Raw genomic sequence first — 22053 nt, forward strand, 5'->3', positions numbered from 1 at the left:
TGATAATTCACGGTGAAAAGCGGTTAATCCGTAACATGGCGGGCGGCGTTCTGCTATAATTGACCCTAATCAATCAACGTTAATTTGGAGGGAACATAGTGACAAAACCAATCAAAGTAATGACGGTGTTCGGTACCCGTCCGGAAGCCATTAAGATGGCCCCAATCATTCTAGCCATGCAACAACGGCCAACTGAATTTACACCGATTACGGTGGTGACGGCACAACACCGTGAGATGCTTGACCAAGTGTTGGACATCTTTAAAATCAAGCCGGACTATGACTTGAACATCATGAAGGCGAAGCAGACGCTCAGTGACATTACCACGCGGGTGCTGACTAAGCTCGATGGCATTATCACGGAAGCAGCACCCGACATTGTGCTGGTCCATGGCGACACGACCACGACGTTTGCGGCTAGTATCAGTGCCTTTTACCACCAGACCATGTTGGGCCATGTGGAAGCTGGATTGCGGACCTGGAACAAGTATTCACCATATCCAGAAGAAATGAACCGGCAACTGACCGACATCTTGAGCGACCTGTACTTTGCGCCGACCGAGTTATCTAAGGAAAACTTGTTGAAGCAAGCCCATCCACTTGACCATATTTATGTGACGGGGAATACGGCGATCGATGCCTTGAAGCAGACGGTGGATGCCAACTACCATCACGCGGTTCTAGACGAAGTACAGCCTGGTCACCGACTGATCTTGATGACGATGCATCGTCGCGAGAATCAAGGGGCACCGATGCACGCCGTCTTTAAGGCTGTGCGGGCAGAAGTCGAGGCGCATCCTGACGTGGAAGTGATCTACCCAGTTCACTTGAGTCCGGCCGTTCAAACGGTAGCTCACGAGGAGTTGGGTGGCATGGATCGGATTCACCTGATCGATCCGTTAGACGTGGTTGATTTCCACAATTTGTCGGCTAAGAGTTACTTCATCATGACCGATTCCGGTGGTGTCCAAGAAGAGGCACCATCGTTGAACAAGCCGGTACTGGTCTTGCGGGACACCACTGAACGACCGGAAGGGGTCACCAACGGAACGCTGAAGCTGGTGGGAACCGACCCTAAGCGTGTCACGGCAGCAATGGAAAGTTTATTAAGTGACCAAGCTGCTTACGATAAGATGGCGCAGGCCGAAAACCCTTATGGGGATGGTCACGCGTCAGAATACATTTTGGCGGCGATTCAAGAAAAATTCAATGGAGGAAATGCTAATGGGTGAAACGGCGTACGATCGAGCCGAAATAAAGACGACTGAACAGTTGTATGAAATTATGCGGGAGATTCATCAGAGCGCTGCAAAACATCACGAACGTTTCGACTATAAGATTCTGCGTAACGTGCACTTTGCCAACAAGGTTAAGAATCCTGTGACTCAGGAAATGAATGAGGGAGACTCGTGGCGGGTCATGCAGATCGACAATCTGTTAGTGACTTCTTTTGGCGTAATTAACGTGGAAAGTAAGTATTGGCGCGGTATGATCTTTCATGATCTGTCCGAAGAAATCTTTTCATCCAGTCTGGATGACTTCTCCGGCGTCAACCTGAGCGGGCGCGAGAAAGAAGTTCCGAAGGCCCTGGCCAATCACTTGGATCGTTTCTTCTTGCCTAACTTGTCGGAAGAAAACGAATCCTTGACGCAAGGCTACACGATGAGTCTGGAACAAGAAGGTCGCGGACAACGGTCGATCACGCTCCACACTGGAATCAGTAATCCGGCTACCCAGGCGGAGTTGTCCTCTAAATTGCTGGTGCGCTACATCAATAGTGAAATTACGATGCACCGTCAATTGGAAAATAAGAACGATCGAATCATCGACTTTGTGAAGCCGTTGGTTTACTATAATTACTACGACCGTTACAATCACAGTAACTCGTTAGTGGTTGGAAACAAGACAAAACTGAACGCCCATGATGCCTACAACTGTACGGCGGTGGCTAATTATGACGATTTGGCGACCTTTATTGAAGCCTTTCGTCAGGCCAAACGGGTCCGGTTCAGTCGTAAGACCTTGGAGAAAATGATTGGTACCCTGAAATTCGCCGAGGATTACGGGTCGTTCTAAATCTAGTGAAAGGGGCCATGGCTCGTGTGGCAGAAATGGCGCCCGCATTTAGCGGGAATCAACCGGATCATCCAAACCATCAGTAAACACTATCAAATGGCGAATGTTTCCGACTCGGCGGCAGTATTAGCGTACTATACCCTTTTGTCATTATTTCCAGCATTATTGGTTTTAGCAAGTCTATTGCCCTTTTTTCATATTGAAACAAGTACGGTGATGAACAGTATCGAACCGTTCATTCCGGAAAACGTCTACGATCTACTAGCACCGATCATCCATTCATTCCTGAATAACCGAAGCGGCAGTGTGCTGTCAATCGGGGTAATCGTCGCTATCTGGTCGTCATCTCGGGCGGTTGCGGCATTTCAGCGGACGGTCAACGGGGCGTATGGGGTCGTGCGCAAGCAAAATGCCATCGTCAATCGAGTGATGGCATTCTTCTGGATGGTGGCACTGATTGCCTTTCTATTCTTAATGATGTTGTTCTTTAGTGTGGGACAGATCGTGTTGGAGCGGCTGACACCACTCTTGCATTTGCCAACGCAAATTCTGGCGTACGTCAATGCGGCGAAGTGGCCGGTCACGTTTGTGATGACGTTCTTTATTCTGATGATTCTGTTTTACTTCGTTCCCAGCGTGAAATTGAAGTTACGCTATGTTTGGCCTGGAGCTTTAACGGCGACATTAGGTTGGTTACTGCTTTCACAGGCATTTAGTTGGTATTTAAAATTTTTCGTCCACAATATCGATAGTTATAAGACGATTGGAACGTTTATTGTCTTGATGTTCTGGTTGGACTTTACGGCCCTAATCCTGATGTTTGGTGCGGTGCTAAATGCCGCCATTCAGGACTTGGTTGAGGGAACCATTGAAGAACAAGCGGTCTTTACCTACATTCTGCGAAATCGGCTTAAGCGTAACAACAAAGGTGATTAAATGTGTTTGCCAAGTGAATTGCTCAGGCTGGCAAACGCGATGCAGAAAGCTATTCGTTAAAAGCAATCAAAAAGCTACGACTCGTCAACTCCGAAAAGTTTGATGAGTCGTAGCTTTTAGACTCGGTAGCATTGTGGTGATGTCACTGAATATCGTTGCTAGTGATTAAGCTTGTTGCGTGTGGGCGACCAGTTGGGTAGCAAATGTATCGAGTTCTTCGATAGCTGCTTGATCGGGCTCAAGATTGATTTTGAGGCTAGGAGCGCCCTGCGTGGCCCCGGTTTTGGCGAAAGCTGCTTCAAAGTGGTCGACGGTCGTGTTATAGTACTCCCCGTAAAAGGTGTCCCCAGAGCCAGCGACCCCAAAGGTTTTGCCACTCAGGTCTAACGTCTGCAGGTCCTCATAGAAGTCGAGACCCTCGTCCGGTAGGGAACCCTCGTCGTAGGTGTAGGCGCAGACCACGCAGAGGTCGGCTTGATTGAATTCGGCGGCGTCGGTCTGAGAGATTTCGGTTTCAGTGACTTGGCAGCCCAAATCCTCTAATTTTTCGGTAACGATGTCGGCAACGTCTTCATTATTGCCGGTAATTGTGGCAAAGACCACGTGTGCTTTTAGCAAAATCGTTCACTCCTTTAGATGTATTGATTGCCGTTAATTATAGCAGGCTATTGTGATGGTGACTAGAGATGGTGACGTGTGGGGATGATGGTGCTGTCGAAAAGATGATTGACTAACTAAACCGCGGTTGGGGTCGTCACCTTGATGCGAGAACTGGTAAAATGATGACAGAAGACGAGAAAAGGATGTGACCTGAATGGCCGAAATTACCATGATTGAAGCGCAGAAACGCAGTGGCCGCTTCAACATTTATGTTGACGGGCACTATGCGTTTCCCGTGAGTGAGAGTGTGTTGGTCGACTTCCGTCTGTACAAGGGGATGGAAATCGACAAGGAACTGGAAGAACAACTGACGGCTGCCGATGATGTGGCGAAGGCCTACAATCGCGCGCTGGATTACTTGTCCCACCAGCTACGAACCGAGAGGGAAGTTGCTGACAAGTTGGTGACGTTGGAGATTCCCGAAGAGACCATCGAACAGACGTTAAAGAAGCTGCGCGAGTTTACACTGGTTGATGATGCCCATTACGCTGCCAGTTACGTGCGTACGGTGATGCATACGGGTGACAAGGGACCGCGGGTGATTCGCCAACATTTGCGGCAGAAAGGTGTTGGTGAAAAGGTGATTGACGCTGCCTTGACCCTGTATACGCCGGAAGAGCAAGTGACCGTGGGGACGGCCGTTGCGGAGAAGTTAGCGAAGCGTTATCAGCATAATTCGTCGCGTAATCAGGAACAGAAGATGCGCCAGGGATTAATGGCCCGGGGCTTTGGCGGCGATGAGATCAAGGCGATGCTCGATGCTGTGGATTTGACGCCGGACGTGGACGAGCAGCAGGCGCTACTAGCCAAGCAGGGTGAAAAATTTCTGCGCCGTTACCGAGCACTCAGTCCCTCGGAGCGGCAGTATAAAACAAAACAAATGTTGTATCGCAAGGGCTTCAAACTGGATGACATTAGTCAATGGCTGGCTGATTTAGGGGAATCGGCTGAATAGGTCCGTACGGAAGTAAAGGGTAAGGGGGAGTTACCATGAATTCGAAAGTGATGGGAACGGTGCTGGCATTTGCCACGGTCTTGGGTCTCAGCGGGGGGCTAGCTTGGTGGTTCAATAACCAGGCCAAGACGCAGGCGGAAACGAAGACGAGTAGCAGTTCAATTGTCCGGCAAGTCAAGCCGAAGAAGAAAAAGCCGGTTGTGAAGAAGGTCGTGGTCAAGGCGAAGCCAACGGCGGCCACCCGGGAAATCGATGCGGTTCTCCGAGCCAATCGTTTTGTGGGAACTGCATTAGTGGTTCATAACAAGCAGGTCATCTATCAAAAGGGCTGGGGATACGCGGATGCAGCGGCCCACAAGAAGAACGGGGCTCACAGCGTGTACCAGCTGGCGTCCGTTCAGAAGTCATTTACGGCGGGTCTGATCATGAAGCTCGCCAGTGAGGGCAAGCTGTCACTGACCGACCCCCTGTCGAAATACTACCCGACGATTGCCGGTTCCAATGAGATTACGCTTCGGGATATGCTGGACATGAAGAGTGGCTTGACACTACCTGCTTTTCCCAACAAGCTCCACTCGGAAAAGGGCATGATTCGCTTTATTCTAACCAATGTGGTCAGCCGACCAGCCCAGATTGGCAAGTGGGATTACTCGCCTGTTAACTTCATGCTGCTGTCCGGAATCATTCAGAAGACGAGTGGCGAGAGTTACCGGCGTTACTTCACGCAGAACATTACCGATGCTTGGCGGCTGAAGCACACCGGATTCGTCTTTAACATGGCGGATCAGGCGACGTACTCACAGGGGTATCAGAATGCCAACAATGCGGATGTGACCGCCAACTATGGGTCTCAATTTGGGGAATCCAAGGCGTCGATGTTCTATCAGTTCGGTACGGGACAGGTCTACATGTCTGCACGCGACCTCTACACGGCTCAGCGCAACATGTTGCAAGGCAAGCTTTATCCGGAAAGTGACGTCAACGTCTTGTTGGCACCGGGAACGGCTTCCATGTACGGTGGCGGGATGTATGTCTACCCAGGCTACGTCCGGACTCACGGCCTCGCTTACGGGTATGAAGCGACCTCACTGCTGAGCAAGGACGGCACGGATGGTGTGGTACTTCTGAGTAATTACTACCGGGTCAACCAGCTGTCACAGACACCAGCCATTCAGATTTGGAATCTCTTGCAGGCTGGTGAGCTCGGTAAGTAAGTGCGTTGCTATTGATTGATGAGATTATTTAGATTTGGGCAAAATTAAAAACAGACACGCTAGTACCGCGAATACCAACTTGGGTGGCAGAGGCGGCTATCGTGTCTGTTTTTAGTCTACAGGCTGATCATAAGAAGCGGGTTGGAATCACTCTAAAGAGTCCTAGATTAATCTTTAGGCCAACTGCCATAGGCGCGTTTGGACTTGTAGCCGGCAGCCAGAATTTTTCGCATATCGGCGATGTGGCGGGCTTTCGTGTCGTCCGCTTTAGCACCGAAGATGTAGCGGGCCCATTCGCGTTGGTAACCAACGGTCAGGTCGGCAAAGAAGGCAGTCAGTTTGGGGTCATCGGCCAAAAGGTCGGCGACTTGAGGAATCATGGGTTCAAAAGTACTCAGGGGAGCTTGCGTCATTAAGTATTCACCTCGGTCATTGATTCTTTGAGTTTATCTTAAATTTACGGGTCACCCAAGGATTTTGTTCAGGAATGTGGCGGTGCCTATTCATTAATACGGCCGAATCTGGTATAATATTGATTGAATTTTTATAGTTACCCGTTACTTAGAAAGTAGGGTTAATACATGACGCGCGAAGCTAGAGGACCTAAGGAAGGCGACTTCATTACGATCAAAAGCTACAAGCACGACGGAAGTTTGCATCGAACTTGGCGCGACACGATGGTACTCAAAACAAGCGAAAATGCCCTCATCGGGGTTAATGACCACACGTTGGTCACTGAAGACGATGGGCGGCGGTGGGTGACAAGAGAACCCGCTATCGTTTATTTCCACAAGCATTACTGGTTCAATATTGTTGCGATGATTCGGGATAACGGGGTGTCGTATTACTGTAATCTGGCTTCCCCGTATGTTTTGGATAAAGAAGCGCTCAAATATATTGATTATGATCTCGACGTAAAGGTCTTTCCAGATGGTGAGAAACGCTTGCTCGACGTTGATGAATATCAAGATTTCAGTCAACGGTGGCAGTATGGCGAAGAAACCGATCAGATTTTGAAGGCAAACGTCTTGACCCTCGTCGATTGGATTAATCATCACAAGGGCCCCTTTTCTAAAGCCTATGTCGATCTTTGGTATCAACGGTATCAGGAACTGTTACGACGCTCAAATTAATCGCGGCGTAGACCTGTAAGAGTTGTCTTCCGTATCACCAGGAGCAAGTCATTCGTGGCTGGCTCCTTTTTTCAAAAAGCCATCGTTGTTACTGGACACAGTTAAAGGGCATCAGGATTGACTGTGTTCGGGACGGCGATTAAAAATAAACTAGGAACGAGAGGGGCACTGCCCATGAAGTGGTTCGCCAATTCACGACTGATGTTTTGGTCCGTGGAACTGTTGATCGTTGCCGCCTTGATTTGGGTCTGTACGCAGATCAGTTTCTTATTCTCTCCAATTGGCATCTTTCTTTCCACAATTTTTGCGCCATTGCTGATTTCAGGAATTTTGTTCTATTTGCTGAATCCAGTGGTCAAGTTACTGGAAAAGGTGCGCTGGAAGAAGTTTCATATCAACCGAACGGGCGCCGTTGCCTTGGTTTTCTTACTCCTAGTCTTGGTTCTTGTGGCCGGGGCGATGTGGGTGATTCCCCGCTTGGTCTCGCAGGTCACGACGCTGGTCGGCAATATTCCAGACTTTGCCAAGTCCAGTGAAGCGGTTCTCAACAAGCTGATTAACCATCCTGTGCTGAAGGAGATTGATTTTTCCAAGTACTTAACGCAGCTGCAGAGTGCGCTGTCTAAATACGCGCAGGGCTTCATGAGTGGCTTGACCAGCGGTATCGGGAGTATTATCGGCACGGTCACCACGGTTACAGTGACGGCGGTTACGGTGCCCGTGATGTTGTTCTACATGTTAAAGGACGGCGACAAATTCATGCCAGCCATTCGAAAGTGGCTGCCTGCTAAGCATGGGGAGCAGACAGCCGAGTTACTGGGACGGATGAACAACACGATTGCCCGGTACGTGGGTGGCCAAATCGTCGAGTGCCTTTTCGTGGGGAGTTTTACAGCAATCGGATATTTCTTCGTGGGTGAAAAATATGCGTTGTTACTAGGCTTCTTTGCCGGAATCTGTAATCTGATTCCTTACGTGGGTCCCTACATTGGGATTCTCCCAGCGTTGATTGTGGCCTTTGCGACGAGTACCAGCCTGATTATCTACGTGATTATCGTGGTCGTCGTGGTTCAACAGATCGATGGGAACCTGGTCTACCCCAACATCATCGGGAAGAGCCTGCAGATTCACCCGTTGACGATCATTATTATCTTGCTGGCGGCCGGCAATATAGCGGGGCTGCTGGGGATGATTCTGGCGATTCCACTGTACGCCGTAGTCAAGACGGTGGTACAGTACCTTTACAGCATCTGGCAATTGGAACACGCGGAGAAGAAGTCCCTATAAAAGAATCATTCGGAAAGGCTACGTTATCCGATGGTTGGTGGTGCCGGAATTTTCGTAAATTCGCCCAAATTGCGTAGAAATTATCAAGAAATGACTAACGTTTGCGGTTTGAAGTTGACGTGACCGCTGAATATGCTACTATTTAGATTGTTATTGGATTTTTTGAAAAATAGACCCCTGGGTAAAACAACGGGGAAATTAACCAGATAAAGTAGGAGATTCTACATGAAAAAAGTAATTACTTACGGAACGTTTGACCTGATCCATAAGGGTCACATTCGTTTATTGAAGCGGGCCGCAGCCTTGGGTGACGATTTAACGGTTTGTGTTTCCTCCGATGAATTTAACGCGGAGAAGGGTAAGCGGGCGTATACCTCTTACGAAGACCGGAAATACATCCTGGAAGCAATCAAGTACGTTGACCACGTGATTCCAGAAACGACTTGGGATCAAAAGATTCGCGACGTCCAGGAAAACAACATTGACGTTTTTGTTATGGGTGATGACTGGAAGGGTAAGTTTGACTTCTTGAAGGACTACTGTGAAGTTATTTACTTACCACGGACGGAGGGTATCTCCACGACTAAAATCAAGCACGATTTAGGTCTTTCCGATGAAAAAACTTGGACGGAAGACGAAAAGTAGTGTTGGCAGTGAAATCCTTAGTCGCAGACTAGGGATTTTTTCTTAGGAACACGTAGACGGAGGCAAACGAATGCAGCAAATGATATTTTTATTAACGTCCCTCAATGGGATGCACAAGCCGAACTTTTCCACGCAACTACTGAAGGCCTTGCAGAACGGGGCACAGGTCAGTGTTCTCGTCGCCATGGTTGATTTTGAATCAGTCTGGACGGTCCGGCAATACTTAAATCAACTTGCCAGAAAAGACGGTCGGGTCAAGAATGTTCGGCTGATTACGTTGGCTGAGATGTTTGCTGATGAACCTGGCTTAGCGTTGACCGCCGAAGAACGCCAGAAAATGCTCTTGGATAATTACGAACAACGCTTGTTTGCTGACAATCAGGAACAGGTCAAGCGTTACCTGAGCGACGGTCACATGGTCGCAGAATTACGGCAGATCGATGATGAGACGCCTATGGTTCTCCGACAGTATCAGGCCGATCAGCTGATTCAGGTCGATACATATGGATTAGATGGCCAGGTCGTGGGCATTGAGAAAGTTCAAAATGAAGTGGCTCAGACCAGCTACCTGTTAAATCGTCGCGGAGAGGCTGTCTTACGCTTTGTCCGGCATGAACGACCAATTGAACACGTTTATAATTTAAGTGCCACCTCGGCCATGCTAGCTACCGAATTTGAAGGGGCTAAGCAAGTGGCCACCTCAGAGACGCTCTCGAAGCGTCAGCGGGAACGGGCGGAAGCTAAGACGGTCGACCAGACGCAGATCATTATGGCCACGGAAGCCTACTATGGTGTCTTAGCGTACTCAAACTATCGCCGCTTCAATGACGTCTTTGCCTTTTATCAGGCGGTTCTCAGTCGATTGTTGACGGATGATACCCGGTTGTACGTTGATTTAGCGGTCAACGCGCACTTCTCACCGCAAATGCCGAACCAACTGATTTTTAACTACTAAGGAGTTTTTCCATCGTGCGTGCGATTTTATCAGGATTACATCATAAAAAGAATTTACAGGAACTCGAGCTTGAACTGATCGATGTGCCAGAGCCATTCGACGATCTCGCGGTAACGTTCTTGGAAAAACAAACCAAGGCGTCCATCACGATTCCCGTCAGCAAGGTGCTGAGTGCACAGGTCGTGCGGTTACGGCTCAATGCGAATGATCTTCAATTTACAGCGGAGGGTCAGAGCGAATTTAGCTGGGAACTCTATCTGAACTTGCAACAGCAGAATACGCGTGGCTTGATTCAGGTTGAAAGTGAATACCTGAGTGACCGTCATCAGTTGACACTGACCAGCTATTACCAGCTGAACAGTGATGCCAACGGGATGGCACTGTTCAATATGCATACGGAACAGGCCGAAGATGAGTTCACCATTAACGCGATTAACTTACAGGATGACCAACTTCAAGTGATCGGACCTAGCCGCATCAACAACCATGCCATTACGAACCAACGGCTGGTTCTGAAGAACGTGCAGGCGGATAGCTCAGCAGAGTGGCCAATTACCCAGATGACCTTACACGGGTTATTCACGGGGATTATTCCGCTATCTGATCTCGCGGCTGACAGTACCCAGCAGCTCTTCATTCGCTCAACGATCGATGGTCAGGACCTGGAACAGCGGGTGGTCTTAGCCAAGTCTTTGGCCGGTCAAGTGACACAAGCCGTGACACCGGGCCATCGTTTGGTCATCATCGACAAGCGGTTTGACAACGGGATTCGGGTGCAGGAAACGGCGGCACCATCCATTCCACAACGTCTGGCTAACGTGCCAGGCAAGGTGGGCGGCGCCACAAAGCTCCTCTCGATGTTGATGGACAAGGCCAACTTGTTCTACATGCGGCGGCTGTTCAAGCGGGGGCACCGGCCTTACGAGCAACCAACTTTGATCTTTGAAAGTTTCGGTGGGCGGCAAGTCAGTGATTCACCTTACGCTATCTACCAGCTGTTCAAGCAACTCTACCCTGGGTTTACCTTCATCTGGTCGATCGACCGGTCACAGAAGAAATTCTGTAAGGAAAATGGGATTCCGTTCATCATTCGGCGGACGTCTAAGTGGGTGCGGACGCTGGAGAAGTCCAGCTTCTGGATCAGTAACGCCCGCTTCCCATCCTGGGTCAAGAAACCGAACTACGTGACCTACATTCAAACGTGGCACGGGACGCCGTTAAAGAAATTGGGCTTGGACATTGAAAATGTCTCGATGCCCGGTACCACGACGACCAAGTATCACGCCAACTTCGTTCGAGAAGCCAACCGGTGGGATGCATTGGTCTCGCCTAACGACTATTCCACACGGATCTTCCGGTCGGCCTTTGGTTTTAACAACCAGATCTTAAAGGTCGGGTATCCACGAAACGATGAACTGATCAACAGTACCCGCGAAGACGTGACTGCCTTGAAGCAGGAACTGGGAATTCCGTTGGATAAGAAGGTCGTCCTCTACGCGCCAACCTATCGGGATAACCAATTTGCCGAGAAGGGGAAGTATACGTTTGAATTACCATTCTCCCTCGACGAGTTTCGTGACCGGTATGGCAAGGATGCCGTGCTGGTTCTGCGGATGCACTACTTAATCAGTAATGCGTTAGATATCAGCGGATACGAAGGGGTCGTCTTTGACTTCTCTAACCATCCAAACATTTCCGACCTGTACCTGATCAGTGACATGTTGATCACCGACTACTCATCCGTCTTCTTTGACTTCGCTTACCTCAAGCGGCCAATCCTGTTCTACCCGTACGATTACCACATGTACAAGGACGAACTGCGTGGATTCTACCTCGATTACGAGAAGGACCTGCCAGGTGAGATTGCCCACAACGAGTCGCAATTATTGACGATGATCGGCGATAAGCTGAAGACACCAGATATGAGCGATAATCAGAAGTTTATGGACTTCTACCAACGTTTCTGTTCGATCGACGATGGGTTAAGTTCCCTGAAGATCGTCAACTACGTGGTCCAACAGATTGAAAAGCACGGGTAACCCGTGTCGCTAAATTTAAATTTACGAATAAGAAAAGCGGAGCCGTTTGGGCTTCGCTTTTCTGTCAAAATAGATGTTGTTTTCGCAACCAAAGACGTCGCGCTGACTACTTGTGGAATGTCGTAGCCTGCTGGTAGGCGTGATTACTGAGCTGTGTGGCCGTACGACTGGGCTGAACGGTTTCTTGGAAGTAATGATCCAAAATCAAGCGGTAATTGTGCTTGACCAGTGTCAAGTCGGGTCGTTTCTGCGTAGTTAGCTGTGCTTGTGCGGCTTTCGCTAACCGCAGGGAAGTGGCCCCCTGACCCGTGTGTTTGACGAGGTAGGTCACATTCTTGCTGGCCTTCTTGTCGCGGGGCGTGACCGGCTGGTTGGCGGCGTGACTGCTGGCCAGTGAGGTGTTCATGTTGGCCGTCAGACTGACGATCTCGTAATACTGGTCTTTCTTGACCCGGACGTGATCGTAAGTCTTGAATAGCAGGACGTTGAGCAGTAACGCGATGATGACCAGACCAGCGCCACTAAATATAATGGTCATGGCCGGTCGCAGTCCGCGCCGACGGTGTTTAGCGATGAATAACCCAATCAGACCACCCACGGCAATCAGGGCGCCCAGACTAAAAACTATTTCGATGATGATGGCTTCGGTACTCGCCGACATATTTTCACCCGTTTCTCAATGCATTCATTCCTTAATGATACCACGAAAGAACCGGGATGCGGGGCAAAAAGGGACCTAGGCCGTGAATTGTAACGTTAAATGTGTTAAAATCAAGAGCTGTGTAATCAAAAGATAACGACTACTTAAAATAAGAAATTTTGTGAGGACTAAACAATATGAGTGAAATTAAATTAGCATCTGCGGTGGACAAGCGCCGAACGTTTGCCATCATCTCTCACCCTGATGCCGGGAAGACGACGATTACCGAACAACTCTTGCTGTTCGGGGGCGTTGTGCGTGAAGCCGGAACGGTCAAGGCCAAGAAGAGTGGTAACTTTGCCAAGTCCGACTGGATGGAAATTGAACAGAAGCGTGGGATCTCCGTCACGAGTTCTGTGATGCAGTTCGACTACCAAGGCAAGCGGATTAACATCTTGGATACCCCAGGACATGAGGATTTCTCCGAAGATACTTACCGGACTTTGATGGCTGTGGACTCCGCCGTCATGGTTATTGACTCCGCTAAAGGGATCGAACCCCAGACTAAGAAGCTGTTCCAAATCTGTAAGATGCGGGGCATTCCGATCTTTACCTTCATGAATAAGTTGGACCGAGATGGCCGGGACCCGATGGACCTAATCGCCGAATTGGAAGACGTGTTGGGTATCGAAGGTTACCCAATGAACTGGCCAATCGGGATGGGGAAGGAATTGAAGGGCCTGTACGACCGCTATCACCAACGGGTCGAATTATTCCGGCCTAAGGATGCGAGTCAACCCTACCTGCCATTGAACGACGATGGCGAACTGGTTGAACACAATGACTTGGAAGACGATGGCTGGTATCAGGATGCCCGCGACAACATGGAGCTGATCGGTGAAGCCGGGAATCAATTCGACCAAGCTAAGATCGCCAGTGGGGACCAAACGCCGGTCTTCTTCGGCTCTGCGTTGGCTAACTTTGGGGTCAAGACGTTCCTGGAAACCTATCTGGAATACGCCCCAGAACCAGCGACACACCATACGCAAGAGGATAACGATATCAAGCCAACCGATCCTGAATTCTCTGGGTTCGTCTTCAAGATTCAAGCCAACATGAATCCGAAGCACCGGGACCGGATCGCCTTTGTGCGGGTCTGCTCCGGTGAGTTCGACCGCGGTATGGACGTCACACAGGAACGGACGGGCAAGAAGCTCCGGCTGTCCAACGTGACGGAGTTCATGGCCGACACGCGTGAAAACGTTGAAAAGGCTGTGGCGGGTGACATTATCGGACTCTACGATACCGGGAACTTCCAGATCGGGGATACCATTTATACCGGGAAGCAGGCCGTAAAGTTTGAGAAGTTACCACAATTTACGCCAGAACTGTTCGTCCGGGTCGCTGCCAAGAACGTCATGAAGCAGAAGTCCTTCCACAAGGGAATCAATCAGCTGGTGCAAGAGGGGGCCGTGCAACTCTACACGTCCTACTCGACCGGCGATTACATCCTGGGTGCCGTGGGACAACTGCAGTTTGAAGTCTTTCAGTTCCGGATGCAAAACGAATACAATTCAGAAGTGATCATGGAACCAATGGGTAAGAAGACGGCCCGGTGGATTGATCCCGACCAACTCGACGAACGGATGTCATCATCCCGAAATCTGTTGGTCAAGGACAATCATGGCGATCCGCTGTTCTTGTTTGAAAATCATTTCGCAGAACGTTGGTTCAAGGACAAGTATCCTGATGTTGAATTGACGTCAAAACTATAAACACCAATGGAGAGTGGAACAAAAGGCAGTTAGCTGGCGAGCATTAAGGTTGCTAACCGAATAATCCCGAGCTTAGATTGTTTGGTTAGGTGTTTTAAGCGGAACCAGCTGCCTTTTGGCGCACGTTTCGACCATGTAAGATTGGATAGCAAAGGAGTCTGGGATTTTGTCCTAGACTCTTTTTTTTGCAGATAATTAATTCGGTGGGTTTACTTAACGAGCGTAATTGCGGTGAAGGGTAACCGTTGCTGGCCTACAATAAATGTGTCACCAGATTTGGACAGTAAATCTGATGAGAAAAAGCCCGATTATCACACGAAACTTTAAGCGGGCTGTTACTAAATTTACAGGGGATTATATTGTCGCTCATATAAACTAATAAAAGCGCCTTCAATTGGGTAGTTTAAAAAATTTGGGGAGAAATATAATGGCTGAAAATAGCAATAAAATAACCTTAATGGCATTAGTCATGATGATTTTCACCACCGTGTTTGGCTTTGCCAACAGTACGGTGGCTTACTTCTTAATGGGGTATTCATCAATTCTATTTTACTTAGCGGCAGCGGTCCTGTTCTTTATTCCGTTTGCCTTAATGATGGCGGAGTATGGTGCCGCTATCAAATCCGATGAAGGGAGTGGGATGTACCAGTGGATGGAAGTCAGCGTGAATCCCCAGTTCGCGTTTATCGGGACTTTCATGTGGTTCGCGTCCTACATTATCTGGTTGGTCTCAACCTCAGCTAAGGTTTGGATTCCCTTTACCACACTGTTCTTCGGGTCTGATCAGACGCAGAAGTTTGCCTTCGCAGGGTTGAACGCCACTCAGGTGATTGGAATCTTATCCTGTCTGTGGATGATTCTGGTGACCTATGTCTCTATCAAAGGGGTCAAGGGAATCGTGCGGATCACCAGTCTTGGTGGGATTGCCGTCATGAGTCTGAACGCTATCTTACTGGTCGTGTCCGGCGTCGTCTTGGCACTGCGGCACGGTCACATGGCCCAACCGCTACAACATTTCATGAACTCACCTCATCCTAATTACCAACAACCGATGGGCATCATGAGTTTCGCTGTGTTTGCCATCTTCGCTTACGGGGGCTTGGAAGTTCTCGGGGGGATGGTCGACAAGACTAAGAATCCAGAAAAGACGTTCCCGAAGGCCATCGTCATCTCGGCCATCGTCATCACGTTGGGTTACGCTATCGGAATTCTCTGTTGGGGGATCAGTACGAACTGGAACGCCGTCTTATCCGACCCATCAACCAATATGGGGAACATTAGTTATGTGATGATGCGGAACTTGGGTGACGTGTTGGGTGAATCATTGGGTTTGAGCGCGGCAACGAGTACCACGATTGGCTTGTGGTTTGCGCGGTACACGGGGCTGGGGATGTTCCTGGCATACTCCGGGGCCTTCTTCACGCTGACGTATTCACCACTCAAGACGTTGATTCTCGGGACGCCAAAGTCTATGTGGCCAAAGAAGTTTACGGAATTAAACGACAACGACATGCCAAGCTACGCCATGAAATTACAATGCACGGTCGTTATCATTATTATTCTGCTGGCATCCTTTGCGTCAACGGATGCCTCGGCCTTCTACAACATCTTAACGTTGATGGCCAACGTCTCCATGACGCTGCCGTACCTGTTCTTGGTCTACGCTTTTCCTAAGTTCAAACGGAATCGCGATATTCAAAAGCCATTTGAAGTCTACAAGTCACCAGCTTGGACAACGGTTATTAGCTGGGTCGTCTTCATCGTCGTGTTGGGGGCCAACACCTTTACGTTGATCCAACCCGTTTTGGAGAACGACGACATTCAAAGTACGATCTGGATGCTTGTGGGACCAATCTTGTTCGGCCTGTTAGGGGTTATTTGGTACCACGTCCGTCAACGAAAAGCCACGCAAGACTAGGATAAGGCGTTGTTGCCCGGTAACCTAATGTCTGATGAGTTACGAAACATCTAAATAAATGAGTAGAGAGTCTGGGATAAACCCAGGCTCTTTTTTTAGACCGTTTTATATGGTTGAAACGTGTGCCCAAAAGCAGCCGGTTCCACTCTCATTTGTTATGCAGCCAGCACAGAACTGTCGGGTAAAATAGCGTCGCCAGGTCTTATTCAATTTTCGAATTAATTCCGTGATATTTTGACCCATCGCCCAACAAAAGATGAAGGCGTGATATCCTTTAAGCGAGGAAATATAGAGTTGTTTAGTCGATTGAGGCCCAACACCGTTTGGGGGCGGAGAGGAGCGGTAACAATGAAGTTGAAGACTTGGTTAGGCATGGTGTTCGGTCTAGGAGCCGTTGTTCTGGGGGGCGGCGTGGCCCAGGCCGATACCGATTATGATAATGCCTTGAAGTCAGCGCCACAGGGGATCTCACTGGAGAATATTTTTACGCCGGGAACGACCAGTAATAATCAGGCGGCAGTGGTGGACACCAGTACTACCGGGACGCAGGCGGCTAAGGTCAATAATGGCAAGAAGCAATTCGGAGCCTTGTGGTCGACTACCGATAACAGTTTTGATTTGACAAAGAATGAAACCGCTTCAATGTGGCTGTACTTGGGGAATACCGGTAAGAAGGCCGCCGATGGGATGGCCTTGGTTTTCCAGAATGACGATGCTGGCCTGGCAGCGAGCCCAACATTTGGTAAAACGATTTCTGGCGAAACACTGGGCGTCTGGGGTGTCGATACCGATAAGAAGCAGAGCACTGCGGATAAATTAGCGGCCAGCGCGATTCAGAACAGTTGGGCGTTGGAGTTTGATACGCATTTAAACACGTCCAGCAACTACTCAAATGCTGGGGATGCCGATTCCTTTGATGGTAAGCTAAAGGGACCGCACTTGGCGCATAACTATCCGGGCGAAGTTAGCACGTATCAGATGGTCAAGACGTCACAGCTTCTACCACTGCCAGCCTCGGGATACTATGCGACGCAAACCCATGAGGGTACGATCACTGGCGACTACACGTTACTGTCAAACGGTGCGTGGCATCATTTGACGCTAGACTGGGACGCAACAACGAAGCAAATGACCTATACCTTTAACGACAAGGATCCTGTGACGGGTAATGATCAGGCGGGAATCAGCGAGACAGCTGACCTAGATCTCAAGAAGATTGATCCCGATAATTCTGGGGAAATCCGTTGGGGCTTCACTGGTGCGACCGGTGACAGTTACGAAAACAATTTAGTTGTGATGGAAAAGATTCCCGGACTGGTGAATGCCAAGGCCCACGCAACGCTGACGGACCTGCAAACCAATCAGACGATCGGCGATGGTGACGTGCTGAAGGGGACCCACAAGTTCCGGCTGGACTATCAACTGGATTATCGTGATGGGAAGCAATCCTGGAAAGATGTAGCGGCTAAGGTGCAACTTCCCACGTCTCTGAATTATGACCAGACGGCCACGATTCGTTATCAAAATGGCAAGACGGCTAACGTGAGTTTGGCAGGAATGACCGATAACCAGGCGGCCTTTACGTTAGGTGAGGCGTTGTCAGCGGATAATTCCACTGCCACGATTTCCTTTACAGGAACGGTAGCAGACGTCAAGGGACCAGTGACCGTGGATGCCAGTGCCAGTAGTTTTACGGCGGTCAACGGGGTCGTGACGACCGATACGTCCGTCTTCACGGTGAACCCAACGCTTGAATTGAATCTCTTTTCGCTGTCTGGGAGTAGTGTGCAGATTGAACCTGGGGAGAGTGCAACCTTTAAGGGCCTGGTTGTAATTCCAGAAGGTGTCGATCTGAATAACACGGATATGACGGTTCATCCCACGATTAATGGTACGGCACAGTCTGACTTTAAGATGCCTGCCGGGGATGACAACAGTAGTGGTCGATTCAACTACACGGTTGCGGCCAATCAGCTGAAGTCTGGGACGAATACGTTGAAGCTCAGTGTGGAGGATCCCTATGGTAACGTCTCGAATACGGTGACCTATACGATTACGGTGCCGGGACAATTACTCTTCCAACAGGTCTCCAGCAAGAGTAGTTTTGAAGCAACGACTCTGACCGGTACTAGTCAAAAAATCAAGCGGACCAAGGATTGGCAAGTTGAAATTCTAGATACCCGTGAGGCCGGTGCCGAGTGGTCGCTCCAAGTGGCGGGCACGAAATTTACCACGGCAGCTGGTCAAGAGTTGGCGGGTAGTCTTTACTACTATGATAGTGATCAAAAGATTCCAGTGACCGGTACGCCGATGACCGTGATGAGTGGGACATCCAGTGATAAGGACGACGTGACGGATGTTGTCGGTGGCTGGGACGATGAAGCTGGGTTGGTCTTAGAAATCGATGGTGGTGCGGTTCAAGGCGAGTACTCGGCCAACATTACCTGGACGCTAAACAACGTTCCCTGACTAGGGCAAACGCCAACGTATACCTAAAAATCACCCGCGAGGACTAGGCTCGTGGGTGATTTGTTTTGGCTTTATTTAGAGATGAATACCTATTCTGCGGGGGTTAATTTGGCAGCTTGAGCTTGAGCAGCTTGCGCCACGATATTTAAGTAGTTGAATGGCCGGTCGAAGTTAGGCTGGAAGAGCATGTCGACCATGGCCAAGTCGTCAATCGTATTGTCGTTTTGGATACAAACGGACAGGGTGTTCGCTGACTGAGACACGTCATACTTGCTCATCAGGGCGCCACCGAGGATCCGCCGGGTGTCTGGGTCGTAGACCAGGGACATCAGCACAGGCGTCGTGGTCGGCATGAACTCTGGGCGGTAGTTATCTTTAACGATGACTTGTTCGGCGTTAATGTCCTGTTGTTGGGCGGCGGCTAGGGTCAGGCCAGTGGACACAATCGTCCGGCCGTAGAGTTGCAGGCCAGATGAGGATTGGGTGCCCATGTATTTTACAGTTGGCTTAATCAGGTTCTTACCGACCAGGATGCCTTGTCGCACGGCATTAGTTGCCAATGGAATGTAGGCGTTTTGGTGCGTTGGGTTGTAGTGCACGGCGGCACTGTCCCCAGCGGCGAAGATATCAGAATTTGAGGAACGCATGTAGTCATCGGTGATGATGGCACCATTCTTGGCCATGTCAACCTTACCCTTGAGTAGGTCGGTGTTTGGCCGGAAACCAATACACAGGATGGCAAGATCTGTGTCATAGCTGCCTTGGTCGGTCTTAATGGTTAAGCGACCATCGGGGTTATCTTCAAAGCTTTCCACCGTTTCACCTAAAGCGAGTTGCACGTGATTATCACGATAGTCCTGTTCGATGACGTCGGTGAACTCACTGTCGAAGTATTTGGGCATCACGCGATCCATGGCATCAATCAAGGTTACCTCGTGGCCAGTGGTAGAGTAGGCTTCGGCCAGTTCGGCGCCAATGTAACCGGCACCGATGACAGTGATGTGCTTGGCACTCTTGGCTTCTTCGATCAGCGTCTGAGCGTGGGCCCAGTTCTTGCAAAGCTTGACCTTGGCGTTGTCGATCCCTGGAATCTTGGGAACAATTGGCCAGGAGCCAGAGGTCATGACTAATTTATCGTAGTCCTGTGTTGTTTGTTCATGAGTGTTCAAGTCTTCAACCGTAACCGCTTTCTTTTCCGGGTCGATGTTGAGGACGTTGTGGTTCATTTGGACGTTAGCGCCCAGCCCGGCCAATTCCTTGGGACTGGAATAGAAGAGACCTTGAGGATCGGCGACCTTACCACCGAGATATAAGGCGATTCCACAAGATAGGAAAGAGATGACATCATTGCGTTCGTAGACGGTTACCTCGGCATCGGGGTGTTCTGCTAAGATTTGTTTAATAGCGAAGGTACCGGCATGCGTACAACCAACAACTGTGACTTTCATAAACGTAGCCTCCCAGACAAATTTTTAAATGGATTGAAAGATGATTCACAAACTATCTCAAAAAAATATAATCAATTGGTTACAACTTCATTTTAAACAACCTAGCTAGAATGTCAACACATTTCTAAATGTGTAACTATTGGTGCTGTGAAAAATCTCAGGCGGCTAGTGTTCGGGGGAGATTAAGAGTAGACTATTTGGTGAAGCATTTCCGGCTTGACGGTTGGGGCAAAAGAGGCTGGTGATAACCCGGTCCCAATGGCCTCATCCACATGCCGATAGTTATAGAAGGAGTGGTAGTTGTAATGAAAGCAGCAAAACATCTGACCGCCTGCACCACGGTGCTCGTCGGTAAAAAAGCAACGGTTGACGGGTCAACGATGATCGCCAGAAATGACGACACCTTTTTAGCCTTGACACCCCAACGGTTCTACGTGCATCCCGCAGAAAAGAATCAGCCAAAACGGGCCTGGGTCTCCAATCAAAACGGGTTCACGGCGCCTATTCCTAGCGACGGTTACCGTTACCTGGCAACGCCTAACGTTGAAACCGACAAGACTGGTGAATACGCCGAAAGTGGGATCAACTCGCAAAATGTTGCGATGAGTGCCACCGAAAGTGTTTACGGCAATCCTCAGGCCTTGGCCTTTGATCCCCTAGTGGCCAACGGATTAGCCGAGGATTCTCTGCAGACGATGGTTCTGCCTTACATCAACTCCGCTCGTGACGGGGTCCGTTACTTGGGGAAGATGATCAAGGAATACGGCTCACCTGAAGGTAATGGCGTGCTGTTCTCCGACAACGATGAAGTTTGGTATATGGAAATCGTTACTGGTCACCACTGGGTCGCGCAACGGATTCCAGACGACGCTTATGCGGTAGCTGCCAACCAAGTCGCCATTCAACAAGTGACGTTTGATGATCCCGACAACTTCATGTACTCCGAAGGTATTCAAGAATTTGTCACTGAAAATCACCTGAACCCCGACCAAGACGGCTGGAACTTCCGTCACATCTTTGGGACGAGCACCGAAAAGGATCGGCACTATAACACACCACGGGTTTGGTTCGGCCAACGTTGCCTGAACCCAGAAATCAAACAGAACCCACAATCCAGTGACCTGCCATTTATCTGTCGGACCAGCCACAAGATCAGTGTGGAAGATGTCGAATACATTTTAAGCTCGCACTATAACGAAACGAAGTACGATCCATTAGGCCCCGGTGACGATGCCGATCGCCTGAAGTTCCGGCCAATTTCAATGAACCGGACGCAGAACTCCCACGTCTTACAACTGCGTAACGACGTGCCAAAGGAAAGTTCCGCTATTATGTGGGTCTGCTTCGGGGTTCCAGCCTTTAGTCCCTACGTGCCATTCTTTGCCAACGCAACCGATACCGATCCTTCGTACAGTAGCACGCCCGTTCACTTGGACGACGTCAGTGCCTACTGGATGTACCGGAAGTTGTCGATGATCGTAGAATCCCACTACGTCGACTTTATCGAACAAGATACGGATTACGTGACGGACGCTAAGGAAAGCTTGCGGACTCACGTAGATCAAGCACTGAAGGGTGCTAAGAACTTGTCTGGTGATGAACTGACCGCCTTCCTAACGACGCAAAACCATCAAGTTACCGCTGATATGCGGAAGACAACAACGAAGTTCACGAACGACCTCATCGAAAAAGGTCTGACGCTATCTCGCCTGACGTTCAACATGGATATTAATCTATAAGAAACATTGATAATTTGTGGGTGAGCGGACAGGGGGTGTGTTAAGCACTGTCTCAAATGAGCCTACACTTATTACTAATGTAAAAATGACGAATCTTGTCGCATCAAATTGTAATTGTCACTAAAATAGCGTCCCCAGTCTGGCTAGGAAGTCAGTGGGGGCGC

18 protein-coding genes are annotated in these 22053 nt (G+C 49.4%); 14 read left to right on the forward strand and 4 right to left on the reverse strand.

All coding sequences use genetic code 11. The features are described from left to right. The first annotated feature begins 98 nt into the window (after positions 1 to 98). From wecB to EKM73_RS07795, 3 genes are read left to right on the forward strand one after another with little or no spacing between them, the layout of a single operon-like run. Entirely contained in the window at positions 99 to 1232 is a 1134-nt protein-coding gene (wecB, locus tag EKM73_RS07785) for a non-hydrolyzing UDP-N-acetylglucosamine 2-epimerase (protein WP_125701400.1), read from the forward strand. Continuing rightward, on the forward strand, positions 1225 to 2076 hold the full coding sequence (locus EKM73_RS07790; protein ID WP_020089709.1) for a nuclease-related domain-containing protein: 852 nt from the start codon (positions 1225 to 1227) through the stop codon (positions 2074 to 2076). Before wecB ends, EKM73_RS07790 begins: the two co-directional genes overlap by 8 nt. 24 nt (positions 2077 to 2100) lie before the next feature. Next, positions 2101 to 3012, forward strand: coding sequence for a YihY/virulence factor BrkB family protein (locus EKM73_RS07795; protein ID WP_125701401.1), 912 nt, complete (start codon positions 2101 to 2103; stop codon positions 3010 to 3012). Positions 3013 to 3177: 165 nt separating this feature from the next. Here the strand turns inward: EKM73_RS07795 and EKM73_RS07800 are convergent, their stop codons facing one another. Further along, positions 3178 to 3630 (reverse strand): flavodoxin, encoded by a 453-nt coding sequence (locus EKM73_RS07800; RefSeq protein WP_125701402.1) that lies wholly within the window; start codon positions 3628 to 3630, stop codon positions 3178 to 3180. A gap of 196 nt (positions 3631 to 3826) precedes the next feature. Here EKM73_RS07800 and recX point away from each other — a divergent pair, with 196 nt between their 5' ends. After that, positions 3827 to 4627 (forward strand): recombination regulator RecX, encoded by an 801-nt coding sequence (recX, locus tag EKM73_RS07805; RefSeq protein WP_125701403.1) that lies wholly within the window; start codon positions 3827 to 3829, stop codon positions 4625 to 4627. 35 nt (positions 4628 to 4662) lie between these two features. After that, positions 4663 to 5841 carry a serine hydrolase domain-containing protein gene (locus EKM73_RS07810; RefSeq protein ID WP_125701404.1) on the forward strand — a complete coding sequence of 393 codons (1179 nt, stop codon included), beginning with the start codon at positions 4663 to 4665 and terminating at the stop codon, positions 5839 to 5841. A 167-nt stretch (positions 5842 to 6008) separates the two neighbouring features. Here EKM73_RS07810 and EKM73_RS07815 read toward each other — a convergent pair whose 3' ends face one another. After that, a complete protein-coding gene (locus EKM73_RS07815; protein ID WP_125701405.1) occupies positions 6009 to 6254 on the reverse strand; it encodes a YdeI/OmpD-associated family protein in 246 nt (81 codons plus the stop codon). A 168-nt stretch (positions 6255 to 6422) separates the two neighbouring features. Between EKM73_RS07815 and ntdP the strand changes: the two genes are divergently transcribed. From ntdP to EKM73_RS07840, 5 genes are all read left to right on the forward strand, one after another. Continuing rightward, on the forward strand, positions 6423 to 6974 hold the full coding sequence (ntdP, locus tag EKM73_RS07820; protein WP_125701406.1) for a nucleoside tri-diphosphate phosphatase: 552 nt from the start codon (positions 6423 to 6425) through the stop codon (positions 6972 to 6974). A 174-nt stretch (positions 6975 to 7148) separates the two neighbouring features. Continuing rightward, positions 7149 to 8261 (forward strand): AI-2E family transporter, encoded by a 1113-nt coding sequence (locus EKM73_RS07825; protein WP_125701407.1) that lies wholly within the window; start codon positions 7149 to 7151, stop codon positions 8259 to 8261. 225 nt (positions 8262 to 8486) lie between these two features. Continuing rightward, positions 8487 to 8906, forward strand: a complete 420-nt coding sequence (gene tagD / locus EKM73_RS07830) for a glycerol-3-phosphate cytidylyltransferase (protein ID WP_125701408.1) — start codon at positions 8487 to 8489, stop codon at positions 8904 to 8906. 70 nt (positions 8907 to 8976) lie between these two features. Next, on the forward strand, positions 8977 to 9861 hold the full coding sequence (locus EKM73_RS07835) for a hypothetical protein (RefSeq protein ID WP_125701409.1): 885 nt from the start codon (positions 8977 to 8979) through the stop codon (positions 9859 to 9861). 14 nt (positions 9862 to 9875) lie between these two features. Next, positions 9876 to 11900: a CDP-glycerol glycerophosphotransferase family protein gene (locus EKM73_RS07840; protein WP_125701410.1), complete on the forward strand. Its 2025-nt coding sequence runs from the start codon at positions 9876 to 9878 to the stop codon at positions 11898 to 11900. Between the two features lie 106 nt (positions 11901 to 12006). Here EKM73_RS07840 and EKM73_RS07845 read toward each other — a convergent pair whose 3' ends face one another. After that, complete coding sequence (locus tag EKM73_RS07845; RefSeq protein ID WP_125701411.1) at positions 12007 to 12561, reverse strand: AtpZ/AtpI family protein; 555 nt, start codon at positions 12559 to 12561, stop codon at positions 12007 to 12009. A gap of 176 nt (positions 12562 to 12737) precedes the next feature. Here EKM73_RS07845 and EKM73_RS07850 point away from each other — a divergent pair, with 176 nt between their 5' ends. The 3 genes from EKM73_RS07850 (at position 12738) to EKM73_RS07860 (ending at position 18702) form a co-directional block, all read left to right on the forward strand. Next, positions 12738 to 14315 carry a peptide chain release factor 3 gene (locus EKM73_RS07850; RefSeq protein WP_125701412.1) on the forward strand — a complete coding sequence of 526 codons (1578 nt, stop codon included), beginning with the start codon at positions 12738 to 12740 and terminating at the stop codon, positions 14313 to 14315. Positions 14316 to 14742: 427 nt separating this feature from the next. Then, positions 14743 to 16233, forward strand: coding sequence for a glutamate/gamma-aminobutyrate family transporter YjeM (gene yjeM, locus EKM73_RS07855; RefSeq protein WP_191988621.1), 1491 nt, complete (start codon positions 14743 to 14745; stop codon positions 16231 to 16233). A gap of 348 nt (positions 16234 to 16581) precedes the next feature. Further along, positions 16582 to 18702 carry a lectin-like domain-containing protein gene (locus EKM73_RS07860; protein ID WP_125701413.1) on the forward strand — a complete coding sequence of 707 codons (2121 nt, stop codon included), beginning with the start codon at positions 16582 to 16584 and terminating at the stop codon, positions 18700 to 18702. Between the two features lie 89 nt (positions 18703 to 18791). Here the strand turns inward: EKM73_RS07860 and EKM73_RS07865 are convergent, their stop codons facing one another. Further along, positions 18792 to 20150: an FAD-dependent oxidoreductase gene (locus EKM73_RS07865; RefSeq protein WP_125701414.1), complete on the reverse strand. Its 1359-nt coding sequence runs from the start codon at positions 20148 to 20150 to the stop codon at positions 18792 to 18794. A gap of 305 nt (positions 20151 to 20455) precedes the next feature. On the opposite strand from EKM73_RS07865, the gene EKM73_RS07870 reads away from it, so the two are divergent. Then, a complete protein-coding gene (locus tag EKM73_RS07870) occupies positions 20456 to 21889 on the forward strand; it encodes a C69 family dipeptidase (RefSeq protein WP_125701415.1) in 1434 nt (477 codons plus the stop codon). The last annotated feature ends 164 nt before the right edge of the window (positions 21890 to 22053 follow it).

It is taken from the genome of Levilactobacillus fuyuanensis (assembly GCF_003946395.1).
GTDB classification, from domain to species: domain Bacteria; phylum Bacillota; class Bacilli; order Lactobacillales; family Lactobacillaceae; genus Levilactobacillus; species Levilactobacillus fuyuanensis.

Bases quoted from the DNA above. Each gene is read 5' to 3' on its own strand.
- EKM73_RS07810 (WP_125701404.1), top strand. From the start codon at position 4,663: ATGAATTCGAAAGTGATGGGAACGGTGCTGGCATTTGCCACGGTCTTG.
- EKM73_RS07835 (WP_125701409.1), top strand. From the start codon at position 8,977: ATGCAGCAAATGATATTTTTATTAACGTCCCTCAATGGGATGCACAAG.
- EKM73_RS07845 (WP_125701411.1), bottom strand. From the start codon at position 12,561: ATGTCGGCGAGTACCGAAGCCATCATCATCGAAATAGTTTTTAGTCTG.
- EKM73_RS07825 (WP_125701407.1), top strand. From the start codon at position 7,149: ATGAAGTGGTTCGCCAATTCACGACTGATGTTTTGGTCCGTGGAACTG.
- EKM73_RS07865 (WP_125701414.1), bottom strand. From the start codon at position 20,150: ATGAAAGTCACAGTTGTTGGTTGTACGCATGCCGGTACCTTCGCTATT.
- ntdP (WP_125701406.1), top strand. From the start codon at position 6,423: ATGACGCGCGAAGCTAGAGGACCTAAGGAAGGCGACTTCATTACGATC.
- EKM73_RS07815 (WP_125701405.1), bottom strand. From the start codon at position 6,254: ATGACGCAAGCTCCCCTGAGTACTTTTGAACCCATGATTCCTCAAGTC.
- EKM73_RS07790 (WP_020089709.1), top strand. From the start codon at position 1,225: ATGGGTGAAACGGCGTACGATCGAGCCGAAATAAAGACGACTGAACAG.
- recX (WP_125701403.1), top strand. From the start codon at position 3,827: ATGGCCGAAATTACCATGATTGAAGCGCAGAAACGCAGTGGCCGCTTC.
- yjeM (WP_191988621.1), top strand. From the start codon at position 14,743: ATGGCTGAAAATAGCAATAAAATAACCTTAATGGCATTAGTCATGATG.
- EKM73_RS07870 (WP_125701415.1), top strand. From the start codon at position 20,456: ATGAAAGCAGCAAAACATCTGACCGCCTGCACCACGGTGCTCGTCGGT.
- EKM73_RS07860 (WP_125701413.1), top strand. From the start codon at position 16,582: ATGAAGTTGAAGACTTGGTTAGGCATGGTGTTCGGTCTAGGAGCCGTT.
- EKM73_RS07850 (WP_125701412.1), top strand. From the start codon at position 12,738: ATGAGTGAAATTAAATTAGCATCTGCGGTGGACAAGCGCCGAACGTTT.
- tagD (WP_125701408.1), top strand. From the start codon at position 8,487: ATGAAAAAAGTAATTACTTACGGAACGTTTGACCTGATCCATAAGGGT.